11 protein-coding genes are annotated in these 13,864 nt (G+C 33.8%); 9 read left to right on the forward strand and 2 right to left on the reverse strand.

Annotated elements, in window-relative coordinates; all coding sequences use genetic code 11:
* Nucleotides 1–61: 61 nt before the first annotated feature.
* On the forward strand, nt 62–1,102 hold the full coding sequence (locus tag ISP08_RS00770) for an NAD(P)-dependent alcohol dehydrogenase (protein WP_195718982.1): 1,041 nt from the start codon (nt 62–64) through the stop codon (nt 1,100–1,102).
* 135 nt (nt 1,103–1,237) lie between these two features.
* On the opposite strand, the gene ISP08_RS00775 is transcribed toward ISP08_RS00770, so the two are convergent.
* Complete coding sequence (locus tag ISP08_RS00775) at nt 1,238–2,218, reverse strand: tRNA dihydrouridine synthase (RefSeq protein ID WP_048794267.1); 981 nt, start codon at nt 2,216–2,218, stop codon at nt 1,238–1,240.
* Between the two features lie 231 nt (nt 2,219–2,449).
* Nucleotides 2,450–3,808, reverse strand: a complete 1,359-nt coding sequence (brnQ, locus tag ISP08_RS00780) for a branched-chain amino acid transport system II carrier protein (RefSeq protein ID WP_195719367.1) — start codon at nt 3,806–3,808, stop codon at nt 2,450–2,452.
* Between the two features lie 427 nt (nt 3,809–4,235).
* Between brnQ and ISP08_RS00785 the strand changes: the two genes are divergently transcribed.
* The 8 genes from ISP08_RS00785 to ISP08_RS00815 all read left to right on the forward strand — a co-directional run bounded on the left by ISP08_RS00785 (nt 4,236) and on the right by ISP08_RS00815 (nt 13,681).
* A complete protein-coding gene (locus ISP08_RS00785; protein WP_195718983.1) occupies nt 4,236–6,407 on the forward strand; it encodes a bifunctional glycosyltransferase/CDP-glycerol:glycerophosphate glycerophosphotransferase in 2,172 nt (723 codons plus the stop codon).
* Between the two features lie 196 nt (nt 6,408–6,603).
* The gene (locus tag ISP08_RS00790; RefSeq protein WP_195718984.1) at nt 6,604–7,941 is read left to right on the forward strand and encodes an amino acid permease; all 1,338 of its coding nucleotides are present in this window, start codon (nt 6,604–6,606) and stop codon (nt 7,939–7,941) included.
* The gene (gene mmuM / locus ISP08_RS00795; protein ID WP_195718985.1) at nt 7,942–8,841 is read left to right on the forward strand and encodes a homocysteine S-methyltransferase; all 900 of its coding nucleotides are present in this window, start codon (nt 7,942–7,944) and stop codon (nt 8,839–8,841) included.
* Between the two features lie 319 nt (nt 8,842–9,160).
* Entirely contained in the window at nt 9,161–10,372 is a 1,212-nt protein-coding gene (locus ISP08_RS00800) for an MFS transporter (protein WP_195718986.1), read from the forward strand.
* 65 nt (nt 10,373–10,437) lie between these two features.
* On the forward strand, nt 10,438–11,064 hold the full coding sequence (locus tag ISP08_RS00805; RefSeq protein WP_195718987.1) for a DNA-3-methyladenine glycosylase family protein: 627 nt from the start codon (nt 10,438–10,440) through the stop codon (nt 11,062–11,064).
* Between the two features lie 185 nt (nt 11,065–11,249).
* Entirely contained in the window at nt 11,250–11,681 is a 432-nt protein-coding gene (locus ISP08_RS12855; RefSeq protein ID WP_244138705.1) for an SLAC1 family transporter, read from the forward strand.
* Nucleotides 11,666–12,193 (forward strand): TDT family transporter, encoded by a 528-nt coding sequence (locus tag ISP08_RS12860; RefSeq protein WP_229294148.1) that lies wholly within the window; start codon nt 11,666–11,668, stop codon nt 12,191–12,193. The genes ISP08_RS12855 and ISP08_RS12860 overlap by 16 nt, the downstream gene beginning before the upstream one ends.
* A gap of 168 nt (nt 12,194–12,361) precedes the next feature.
* Nucleotides 12,362–13,681 carry an NtaA/DmoA family FMN-dependent monooxygenase gene (locus ISP08_RS00815; protein WP_195718988.1) on the forward strand — a complete coding sequence of 440 codons (1,320 nt, stop codon included), beginning with the start codon at nt 12,362–12,364 and terminating at the stop codon, nt 13,679–13,681.
* Nucleotides 13,682–13,864 lie beyond the last annotated feature (183 nt).

Raw genomic sequence — 13,864 nt, forward strand, 5'->3', positions numbered from 1 at the left:
ATGAGCGATGAAGAATATTAATAAAGGTATTCTATCGGGGTTCTAATGGAGGAAGAAATTTATGATAAATGCTAAAGCAAGAGCTGTAAATAGTCCGGATTCTGATTTTTATGCTACAGAAATTACAAGACGAGATCTTGATAAACATGATATTTTGATAGAAATTAAATATGCTGGCATATGTCATTCAGACATACATACTGCACATGGAGAATGGGGTCCAATTAATTACCCGTTAGTACCAGGGCATGAAATTGCTGGTATTGTTAAAGAAGTCGGTTCAGATGTTAGTAAGTATCAAGTAGATGACCGTGTCGGCGTTGGTTGCATGGTGGACTCTTGTGGTGAATGTGAACATTGTCAAAATGGAGAAGAGCAATACTGCTCAAAAGGGATGGTTGGCACATATGCAAGTACAGATAGATATGGTGAACCAACTCAAGGTGGCTACTCAACACATATAGTAGTACATGAAGATTTTGTGCTACGCATTCCTGATAATATTAGTTTAGATGCCGCGGCACCTTTATTATGTGCGGGGATTACGACTTATTCGCCTTTGAATCACTGGAAAGCGTACGAAGGTAAAAATGTAGCTGTTATCGGTATGGGTGGACTTGGCCATATGGCTGTTCAAATTGCGCATGCTATGGGTGCAGAAGTAACAGTATTATCACGCACATTAAATAAAAAAGAAGACGGTTTGAAATTAGGCGCTGCGCATTATTACGCAACGAGTGATGATACAACATTTGAACAACTTGCAAATTCTTTTGATTTAATCATTAATACAGTAAGTGCTAATTTAAAATTAGACGATTATCTTAAGTTATTAAGTTTGGATGGTACAATCGTAAACGTTGGTGCTCCAGCAGAGCCAATATCGTTACATGTTGCCAGTTTAATAGGTCGTCGTAGATCATTTGCAGGTTCAGCAATTGGTGGTATCAGAGAGACTCAAGAAATGTTAGATTTCTGTTCACAACATAATATTACACCACAAATCGAATTAATTTCTGCAGATCAAATTGATGAAGCATATGAGAGAGTATTATCTTCAGACGTTAAGTATCGTTTCGTTATTGATACAAGTACAATGTAAACTTAAAAATGGTGCCCGTATATGGGCACTTTTTTAATACTTGAAAGCCGACGTATATAATAAAAAACCCTGTTAACCAAATTGTTAACAGGGTTTTTGTATGAGATAATTTCTAAATTTTATCTTTAGCGCGTATTAAGATGTTACACTGTCATCCATTTGGGCTTCAAAGTCATCAAGCAATGTGCGGGCTTCGTCTACCGTTTCTGTACTCATCAATTGATGACGTAGTTCGCTTGCACCTCTAATGCCACGTACGTAAATTTTAAAGAATCTGCGTAAACTTTTGAATTGTTTTGTTTCATCTTCAGCGTACTTGTTGAACAAAGAAAGATGTAATCTCAATAAATCTAAAAGTTCTTTACTTGAATGTTCACGTGGTTCTTTTTCAAAAGCGAAGGGGTTATTAAAAATACCTCTACCAATCATTACACCATCGATACCATATTTTTCGGCAAGTTCAAGACCTGTTTGTCTGTCTGGGATATCACCGTTAATCGTTAGTAAAGTATCTGGTGCAATCTCGTCGCGTAACGCTTTAACGGCTTCGATTAATTCCCAATGCGCATCTACCTTACTCATCTCTTTACGCGTACGGAGGTGGATAGATAAGTTGGCAATGTCTTGTTCGAAGACGTGTTTTAACCAGTCTTTCCACTCGTCTATTTCATAATAACCGAGGCGCGTTTTAACACTTACCGGTAGTCCACCTGCTTTAGAGGCTTGAATAATTTCAGCCGCAGTTTCAGGGCGCAAAATCAGACCAGAGCCTTTACCTTTTTTGGCAACATTGGCTACAGGACAGCCCATATTTAAATCAATACCTTTAAAGCCCATATCTGCTAAACCGATGCTCATTTCTCGGAAATGATCTGGTTTATCTCCCCATATATGAGCGACCATAGGCTGTTCATCTTCACTAAAAGTTAAGCGTCCACGAACACTGTGTATGCCTTCGGGGTGACAAAAGCTTTCAGTGTTTGTAAATTCAGTGAAAAATACATCAGGTCTTGCTGCTTCACTGACTACATGTCGAAAGACGATATCTGTAACGTCTTCCATAGGTGCCAAAACAAAAAAAGGACGTGGTAACTCACTCCAAAAATTTTCTTTCATAATATATTTAAACCTTCTTATTTATTAGTATAATCGAATTTTTATCCATGATGATATTACCACAAATTGTGAACTTATACAAAATGAATTTAACCAGAAATAACCCTTGTAGAAGGATGTCTAACAGTAGTCTTAATTCGATTAAAATGATGATTCTATAAATATAAAACTGCTACCACAAATAAATTTAATATTTGTAGTAGCAGACCAAACGCTTTGTGCTTTGCAACTTTATGCTGTTTTAATGTGAGTCTTTTTAAATTTGTACACGGTGAAGCCGATAATGAATCCTAATAGTGCGGGTGTTACCCATCCCATACCCATCGTAAAGAAGGGCAGATATTTTTCGCTGAATGAGATGATACTATGTGCGAATGATGTATTTGCAATAAGTGCAGGACTTGCTTTGATGCCGTCTGCAAATGATGCGACCATCGTGAAATATGTTGTGAATTGATAGACGATTTTTGAATGGTTAAATAATGAACTAAATAGTGTAAGTAAAATAATGGTAATGGCTAATGGATACAAGAACATCAATACTGGTGTTGAGTAAGCGATGATTTTTGTTAAACCGATGTTAGCAAAAACACAAGAAATAATACTAACGACTGTCGCAAACATTAAATAATTTTGTTTTGGAAATAGTTCCGAAAATGTTTCTGAAAAGGCTGTGATTAAACCTATTGCAGTTTTTAAACAGGCAACAATAATGATTAACGACAGTAAAATGATGCCGTAATCACCTAAATAATATTGTGCAATTTGTGCGAGTGCGATACCACCATTTTCACTCATCTTGAAATGGCCTAAACTCATCGTACCCATAAATGCCAATAAACTGTAAATGACACCCATTAAAAGGATGCTAATTGTACCGGATTTAACGGTTTCTTTAGCAATATGACTTGGATTTGTTACGCCAAGTTTTTTAATCGTGGTAACGACGATGATACCGAAAGCCAGTGCTGCTAAAGCATCTAACGTATTATAACCGTCAATAAATCCTTTTAAGAGTGCGCTGTTTTCGTAGTCTAGACTGATTTTAGCATCCGAAATGTGACCAATTGGTTTAATAAATGCTAATACGATAAGTAACCCTAACAGCATTAAAAAAACTGGATTTAAAAATTTGCCAATATATTCTAAAATTTGTGATGGCTTTTTAGAGAAAAACCATGCGACAAAAAAGAATAAAATACTAAAAATTGATAAATACAGTGGCATAGATGAATTTGAAATAAATGGTGAAAATGCTATTTCAAATGATGTTGTCGCTAGCCTCGGCAAAGCGTAAAAAGGGCCAATGACTAAGTAAAGTAAAATTGTAAAAATATAAGCGTATTTAACGTTAACTCTTGAAACAACTTCGAATATACCAGTTGTTTTAGATATGCCGATTGCAATAATACCTAAGAAAGGTAAACCAATGGCTGTAATTAAGAACCCTAAGTCTGCTTTGACAATATTTGAACCGGCAGCTTGTCCTAAATGTATGGGAAATATAAGGTTGCCAGCGCCGAAAAACAAGCCGAATAGCAACGATCCTATAAAGATATTTTCTTTAATACTAAGTTTATTTTTCATGATGATTTGTTCTTTCTCCTAATATGTTTTCTTTCATTTTTGAATGAGATGTTGATGCAGAACATATATATAATTCAAATTATTATGCCTTAGCATATGACGTTTTGCATTTTAGAAACCAATATATTAATAAAGGTGATTTTCACACTTATTAAAGCATTATAACAATGTTAATAGGTAACTGGAAGAACAAATAAAGACGGTGCGCTATATAAAAGGGAACTGCTGAATATTGGAGAGAGAAAAACGATTAGCCATTATCTAAGAAAATGTAAACAAAAAATCAGTGATTTTTAAAAAGATAATTTTTATAGTCATATTAAATAGAAATAATTAAAATACTTTAAACTATCTCTATTTAATAAATGTAAGGTTTTGATATAATAATATTATTGTTATAAATTAATCCTTTAAAAACGGAGAGAAAACATTGAATAAATTATCTGTTATTATTACTTTTTACAATAAAGAAGATCATATTTTAGATTGTCTTGAAAGTATAAAAAACCAACGTAATCAAAATTTTAACCTTATTATTGTTGATGATGGTTCAACTGACGCATCAGCTAATATAGTAAATGAAACTTTTAAAGATAGTATGCAAAATATTAACTACATTACATTAGAAACAAATCAGGGCCACGCTTATGCTAGGAACAAGGCACTAGATGAAGTTGAAACACCCTATGTTATGTTCTTAGATGCTGACGATCAATTGGCAAGCTACGCCGTTGAATTTTATTTATCTAAAGTGAACGGACTAGATGGACTCGTTGCGCCTGTACATAAGTTTAGCCTTGAAGATAAACCCCAATATATTGATAAAGACAAGGTTAGAGTGAAATATTTAACTCAAAAATCAAATACTAATTCATTTTTGAGAAAGAATACTGTCTGTAATATTTTATTTAAAACGGCTATTATCCAAGCTCATCACATTAGATTTAATGAAGACTTAAATATATATACGGATACTTCGTTTATCGTGGATTATATAAAGTATGTTGAAAAATTTGTTAGGGTCTTAAATTTCCCATTTTATTTCAGAGGGGAAGTATATGATCCGTTTGAAGGTAATGCGCTTAGCAGTCAAGATTTCATTTACACTTTTGAAGACTATGTAAATAGTTATTTTGATGCAATTAGCAAAACGGACAATAAAAAAGTAAAAGACTTTTTAACTAAAAAAATGAAAAGTAAAATAAAAAAAGGTTTCGATCCATCATTAAAAGACATTGAAACGAGATACAATGTGCTTGAGAAACCGTTAGTAGAAATAGTTAAATATTTAAAATGGGACTTACTTAAAGATTCTAAAATGCTTTATAATTTAGAAATGTTGTTCTTAATTATGAATTCGACTGACAACGCTAAGTTTATAAACAACATTAGACATGTAAGTAGACACGTTAAGAACATTATGAAAAAGAATAAAATGAAAAACCGTTCTAAATACTTATTGTTCGATAAAGAAGAAAATGTTGATGCAGATACTGTAATTTTTGAATCGTTTGGCGGTAAAAACTACAGTGATAGCCCGAAATATATTTATGAATATATGCAAAATCACTACCCAAAATTAAATTATATTTGGGTCTTCAATAATCCCAAAAGGAATTTAATTAAGGGTAATGCTAAAAAAGTGGAAAAGGGTTCTGAAGCATACTATGAAGCATATTCTAAAGCGAAATTTTGGGTTACAAACGCCAGATTACCACAATATTTAAATAAAAAAGATAATCAAGAATATATTCAAACTTGGCATGGTACGCCATTGAAAAGATTAGGTAATGACATGAAGGTCGTTAGAATGCCTGGTACTACAACGTCTAGATATAAAAAGAATTTCTATTCTGAAACAATAAGATGGGATCATTTAGTTTCTCCTAATAGATATTCGACTGAAATTTTTAAATCTGCATTTTGGATGAATGAAGAAAGGGTATGGGAAATCGGGTACCCAAGAAATGACGTATTAGTTAATAGAAGTAATGATGAAGACTTTAAAAATCGTTTAAGAAAGGACTTAAATATTCCTGAAGATAAAAAAATCATTATGTATGCACCAACGTGGAGAGATGATGAATTTATTAAAGCGGGGAAATATTTATTTGATTTAAGAATCAACTTAGAAAATTTACAAAAAGAATTAGGCGACGAATATGTTGTTTTACTGCGTATGCATTATCTGATTTCTAACGCCTTAAACTTAAAAGGGTATGAAGATTTTGCCATCGATGTATCTAATTATAATGATATTTCTGAGCTCTATTTAATTACAGATGCACTTGTTACTGACTACTCTTCTGTAATGTTCGACTTTGGTATTTTAAAAAGACCTCAATTCTTCTTTGCTTATGATATTGAAAAGTATGATAAAGGCTTAAGAGGATTTTATATGGACTATATGAATGACCTACCAGGCGAAATATTTACAGATGAATTTAAGCTTGCAAAAGAACTTAAAAATATAGATAAACATAAAGCGCTATATAAAGATAAAATTGAACAGTTTTATGAAAAATTCTGTTCATTAGAAACAGGCGAGGCTTCTAGATTTATTGGAAATTATATTTACGATCAATCAAGGTTAGAACGTTAAATTAATAATATTAATGGTGACAAACCAGACTGTATTAAACAGTTTGGTTTGTTTTTTATATAAATTAACTATATTTAAATGATAATCATATGTACTAAGACGAAGAAATCACGTACACAACCCGTCATTGACTAAATTTTCAGAAATATATAAAATATATACTTATATTCTTTAAATTAAATTAATGGGGGAAATAATGGAAAAGCAAAATTTTAAGCGTGCGATGAAGTCGCGTCATATTATGTTATTAAGTTTTGGTGGTGTGATTGGGACAGGTCTATTTCTAAGTTCTGGTTACACTTTGCAACAAGCTGGCCCATTTGGTACGGTGCTATCTTATGTTGTTGGAGCAATACTGGTCTACCTTGTAATGCTATGTTTAGGTCAACTTGCGATTAAACACCCTGTAACAGGTGGATTTCATGTTTATGCTGCTAAATATTTACATCCCTCAATCGGTTACGTCGTGGCTTGGTTTTACTGGCTATGTTGGACGGTGGCACTTGGCTCTGAATTCACGGCGGTAGGGTTATTAATGCAAAAATGGTTTCCAGATATTCCAGTAGCTATATTTTCTGCAGTTTCAATTATATTTATTTTAATCTTTAATATTATTTCGACACGCTTTTATGCCGAAGTAGAATTTTATTTCTCATTAGTAAAAGTATTAACAATTATTGGGTTTATCGTGTTAGGTATTTTAGTCATAGTAGGTCTTATCCATTATGATGGCTATAAAGGTACTGATACAATAGTAAACCGTTTTACAAATCCTGTGTTCCCTCATGGTATAGCCTCAGTATTTTTGACGATGCTAGCAGTGAACTATGCATTTAGCGGTACTGAATTAATCGGAATAGCTGCAGGAGAAACGGAAGAACCGGAAAAGGTTATCCCTAAAGCAATTAAAGCTACTTTATGGCGTTTAGTTGTATTCTTTATTGGAACAATGGTTATTATTTCAGTATTGATACCGAGTTACCAAGGCAAATCTTTAAAAAGCCCCTTTGTGGTGATTTTACAAAATATCGGTGTACCTTATGCTGGTGATATTATGAACTTAGTTATCATTACGGCGCTTCTCTCTGCGGCTAATTCTGGTTTATATGCGGCTAGTCGAATGATTTGGAGTTTATCAAATGAAGGTACGATGCCTAAGTGGTTTGGGAAATTAAACAAATATCATATGCCGATAAGAGCAACGATATTTAGTATGATTGGTGGTTTATTATCGTTATTTTCGAGTATTTATGCGGCAGATACGCTTTATGTCGTGTTAGTTTCTTTAGCCGGTTTTGCGGTAGTCGTCGTCTGGATGAGTATTTGCGCATCATACTTTCAAGCGAAGCGGATCGATACACAATTGAACATACATATTTCAATCCCTATCGCAGGATTTATACTCTGCTTAATATCTTGTGTTGGGATGTTGTTCGATACTAACCAAGCACCCGCACTATATTTCGGTTTACCTTTCGCAATTATAGCGGTAATATTTTACTTCGTTAAATACCATAAAAAAGGAGAAATTTAAATGCGCTTATTAGATAAATTAGCCCAATCAGGTACGGTCGTTTTAGACGGCGGTTTGGCTACGACATTAGAAAGTTATGGCTGTGATTTAAACACTTCGTTATGGTCTAGCGAAGTACTACGTACTGAAGTTGAAAAAATTGAGCAGGCACATCAAGATTTTACTAATGCCGGCGCAGATATTGTCTTAACGAGTACATATCAAGCTAGCTTTCCTACATTTAAAAAAATTGGCTTATCTGATCAGGATATTTATAAAATATATGATAATGCTATCGATAGTATTAAAAATGCGACATATGACAATCAAGTCATAGTTGGGAGCTTAGGACCATATGGCGCATATTTAAGTGATGGTTCTGAATACACAGGCGCATATGATTTAACTGATGAAGATTATTATCAGTTTCATTACCAAAGAATCGAAGCGTTAATAACTCGAGGTATTCATGATTTTGTTTTTGAAACGACGCCTTCGTTTTCAGAGATTAAATCCATCGTAGAGACAATCATTCCACAATACGGTGAGGAAAATACATTTTGGATTTCGGTTACGGTTAATTTAGATGGCGATTTGTCTGATGGTACACCATTTGAAACGGTGGTAGATTACATTCAAAATCATAAAGAGAGTGTGCCGGTGTTTGGTATTAATTGCTCTAAGGTAAGCGCGGTAAATAAAGCTATTGATAAGGGTCTAACTAGTCTGCCACAACAAGTTGCAATATATCCTAATGGGGGTGCAACATTTGATGCTGAGACTAAAACATGGTCTGATAATGATGAACATGAACAACTGTTTGAAACAGTGCCACAATGGATTGAGCAGGGTGTAAAAGTTGTTGGAGGTTGCTGCCAAGTAAGTCCTAAAGATATTGCTAGAATTAACAAAATAACTTGATATATAAAGAGAGCGAATCATAGATGATATGGTTCGCTCTCTTGTTTATTTACCAAAAGATAGTAACTTTTATTTTTTAACCATAGTTCATTTGTTATGAGTGTAGTTGAATCAACCAAAATGATTTCAACCTTTATTTAACGGGAAGTAATAGTATGTGTAGATATAGCAGTTTATGAAACTAGATGGTCATAGGTAACAAATTTTTTGATAAACAAACAGTTGTTTTGAATAATTAATAATATAGTAGAATAATAATGTTGTGAATTATTTAAAATGAATTTATAGGTATTCCATAAACGAGGAGTAGTGAAAAGAATTGAATAATCAAAAAAATAACAATACAAAAATGAAATGGGGATTCATCGGTGCAGTTTATGCTTTTATGATTGTTATGATGGGGACTACACTGCCAACGCCACTATATCCAATTTATAGTGACACATTTCAATTATCACCCTTAATGATAACAATTATTTATGCAGTTTATGCCTTAGGCGTAATTGGTGGTTTGTTAGTATTTGGTCAACTGTCAGATCGTATCGGCAGACGCTATGTACTTATTCCGGGTATTATTTTATCTGTAATTAGCGCCGTTGTTTTTCTCTTAGCATCTAACGTAGGTCTTTTATTATTAGGAAGAGTGATTTCTGGGCTTTCTGCAGGACTATTCACAAGTACGGCTACGGCAACCATTGTAAATTTAGCGCCGGACAATAAAAAGAACCAAGCCTCTACGATTGCAAGTAGTGTGAACATGTTAGGTTTAGGATTTGGTCCGTTACTTTGCGGTGTGTTGGCACAATATCTTCCGTACGCGCTACATTTAGTCTTTATCGTTGATATTGTCCTACTTGTACCTGCATTTATTGGAATTTGGTTGATGCCAGAACCTATTCAAAATAAGCAAAGTTTTCATATTAAAGTTCAAAAATTGAGCGTACCTCGTAAGATTAGAGGCACATTTATTTATGCAGTGATACCAGTGTTTGTAGGATTTTCAATGTTAGGTCTATTTACGGCAATCTCACCTAATTTTTTAGGGGAGATCTTGAATATTCAAAACAAAGCCATTATAGGGGTAACGGTATTTTTAGTATTCTGTGCTTCCACAGTAGGTCAGTTATTATTTAAGCAAAAGTCAGATTACAACGTGCTCATATTAGGTAGTGCGACATTGATTGTAGGCGTTATTTTAGTAGGCATATCATTGCCACTTAGTTCATACGCTTTATTACTAATTGGTGCAATTGTTTCAGGTTTCGGACAAGCGTTTAGTTTCCGTGCGGGTCTGTCTACGGTGAATAGTGTAGCACCATCTGATAAACAAGCCGAAATTACTTCAGCATTCTTTACTATTGCGTATGTAGCAATCTCTATACCAGTAGTTGGCGTAGGATTATTACAACTCGGACTTTCCGTTCAAGGCGCAGGTATTGTATTTAGTATTATTGTGGTTGTACTCGCTATTATTTCATTATTGCTATTACTTACTAATCACAACAAATCCAATCAAAATAAAGCAAAATAAAGTTTCGAAAATGCAGTGCATAAGCGACAATCGGTAACGCCATTATTGAAAAAAGAGGTGAAACGATGGTAGAAACTTGGCATATATCTATGAATGACAACCGGACGCAACAATTAATGAATAAAGATAGTGTATTAGCTTCATTAATTGCTGATATTGGTGATGTGAATAGAAATTTGAGAACAGACCCATTAAAGTCACTCATTCGCTCGATTGTAGGTCAACAAATTACAGTTAAAGCAGCAGCCGCCATTTTTGAGCGACTAACTCAAAAAATTAATAATGAGTGGTCAGTCGATAGGATTAGTAAGTTAACGCAAGAAGATATGGTAGCCATAGGATTATCTAAACCTAAACAGCAATATTTATTTAATCTTATTGAACATATTAAAAATAATAAACTCGAATTTAGTCAATTTGATAGCTTAAGTAACGACGATATTATTAAACAGTTAACTGCTGTAAAAGGCATTGGCAAATGGACGGCAGAAGTATTTTTGATTTTTACGATGCAAAGAGAGGATGTCGTACCCATTGACGATGTTGGATTACAGCGTGCGGCAAAGCGTTTATATAAGGTTCCAGACGATAATGGCAAAGCATTATTAAAAAAATGCCAAGCTACTTGGGGTGCCCAAGCAACAATTGGTTGTTTGTATTTATGGGCATATATTCATAAATACAATATTTAAAAAGCACCAATAGTAGTTTCAAAATCTTGATTTTCATATTACTCCCATTCGGTTTATACTTGATATAAAGTATCGACATGGGAGTTTTTATGTATAAAAATGGGATTTTTCAAATTACTTCCATATGAATGCATATACATTACATAAATAAAGCATATAATTATTTCAACGAAAGGTTCTTGAATATGTTTAAAAAAGCATTAGCACGGTTACCAATCGCAATATCTGGGTTAGCGCTAGGCAATATAGCGCTAAGTAGTTTGTTTTATCATATAGATTTACCTATATGTGGATTAATATGCTTTATTATTTCCTGGGTAATTCTGATCTTGTTCTTTATAAAGTGGATTGTCATGCCGCAAATGTTTATAAAAGAACTGAAAAATGTAAACACGTTTGCGATATTGCCTACCTTGCCAATGACGATAATGCTATTGTTAGCTATCATTAAAACTGACTTTTCAGTTGAAGCGGGAGTATTAGACATAATTTGGTATGCCTCAATTATGTTTCATATCTGTTTGATTATAGTATTTTTAGGCATTTATGCATTTATGCATTTAGAAATTATAAGTCACGACCGAATACAAGTTGGTTTGTCATGTTTGTTGGAATAGGCGTCATCGGAGAAACAGCGCCCGCATTTAATAGTACTCTAGGATTAATAGCAACGCTGTTAGGCTCGTTGATGTTAATTGTCATACTTATTTATGTATTGATAGCTAAGACATGGCAAATCTATAATCAAGAACAATATCCAATGGTAATCATAATAAGTGCACCAGCGGCTTTATGTTTGAATGGCTATATTTTAAATAATTCAACTTATGCTACAACTTATGTAGTTAGCTTTATTATATTATCGCAACTGTTATTCGTATTTTCGTTATTATTTTTCCCTACAATTATGAAAAGAGGATTTAAAGTCTCTTTTTCAGCATTAACTTTCCCGTGGGTAACGACAGCTGCGTCGTTATATAATGTCTCGCAAAAAGTTAATGTCAATGATATGACTATATATGTCTTCAATATACTCTCTTGGGTTGAAATTGTTTGGGCAACGCTTATTGTTATTTATGTAACTTACAAGTATTTCGTGTTTTTAACTGCTAAGCATGAAAGTAGATAATAACGATGTGTGTATCGAACAATTTTTACAACTGATTTTAATAATTTACAACTTTTTGAATTTATAAAATAACATTCAAAAGTATTTAGTAAATAAAAGTATAAAAGTTTAATTATTTTGTTATACTCTTGTTAATCAATATTATAATTGACGAAATGAGGGGACAAAATGTCGAGAGAAATGCATTTAACAGCTTTAGTTTATAGTACAGGTCTGCATCCAGATTCGTGGAGACTTCCTAATTCTCATATAAACGAAATTGGAAGTATTGATTTTCAAATTAAGATGGCACAATTGGCTGAACGAGGTAAGTTAGATGCTTTCTTTTTGGGAGATGGGCAATATATTTCAGAAGAAGCTACAGGACAAATTTCTTACTATTTTGAACCTCTTACAGCTTTAGCTGCGGTGTCTCGAGAAACAAAATATATTGGGCTTGTGGCGACAATTTCATCTTCATTTTATGAGCCATATTTAGCCGCGCGAATGTTATCGAGTCTGAATCAAATGGCTCAAGGACGTATCGGTGCGAATATTGTGACATCACAATTTGATGTAGAAGCTCAAAATTTTTCCATGGATAAGTTACCTTCGCTTGAGGAAAGGTATAACCGTGCAGACGAATTTATTACAGTTATGAAAAAATTATGGTGCTCTTTTAAAACAAGCGCAATTGTTAATGACAAAGAAACTGGTATCGGATTGGATAGTAATCAAATAAAGGCAATTAAACATACTGGAACACATTTTCAAGTGAATGGTGCAATGAACATACCTACATCTGAATATGGACGACCAATGTTATTTCAAGCTGGCACATCGATACCTGGGAGAGAAATTGCTGCACGACATGTAGAGGGCGTATTTTCTATCGCTTGGAACATGCGAGATGCTAAGAATTTTAGAAAAGACATGCAGTTACGTGCAAAAAAAGAGGAGCGTACTACACCGCTGGTATTACCCGGTTTAACAGTTTATGTCGATGAAACATATGAGAAAGCATGTGCTTTAAAACAAGAATTAGATCAATTTGTCTCTATAGAGAATAGGAAAAAACGGTTATCCAAAGCAATAGGTATAGATGTTGCTAATTGGGAAATGGATGAGCGCGTTCCTAACTTGCAACCTTATGAAGAAGTACAACAAAAAGTTGTGAAATCAGTTTATAGTGCAGTGAAAAATGCGGTCGAGACTGAGGAATTAACTTTGAGACAATTACTCGAACGTTTTTCAACATGGGTGGGACATAAAACGATTGTGGGCACACCTGAGATGGTGGCTGACCAAATGATTCAATGGTTCGAGGAAGGCGCGTGTGACGGATTTACATTAATGCCGCCTACATATCCTGATCTATTTGAAAAGTTCATTGATCTTGTTATCCCAGTTTTACAAGCGCGTGGTGTCTTTAGAAAAGACTATCAACACGCAACATTAAAAGGGCATTTAGGTTGTTGTGAGCGAGAAGTAAAAGTAAAAAGCCGATAATAATTTATATTTATTTAGTATTGCTAAAACGTAAAAGAGTTACAAACTAAAGGTTTGTGGCTCTTTTTAATATTACAAAATGCAGTTCTAGGTGAGACTAAGTTGATTGTAGGCATATACATTGGTTCAAAATCACAGTGTGATAAACTTGTTATTAAAACATGTTAGCAATACAAGGGGCAA

It is taken from the genome of Staphylococcus lloydii (genome assembly GCF_015775975.1).
GTDB classification, from domain to species: domain Bacteria; phylum Bacillota; class Bacilli; order Staphylococcales; family Staphylococcaceae; genus Staphylococcus; species Staphylococcus lloydii.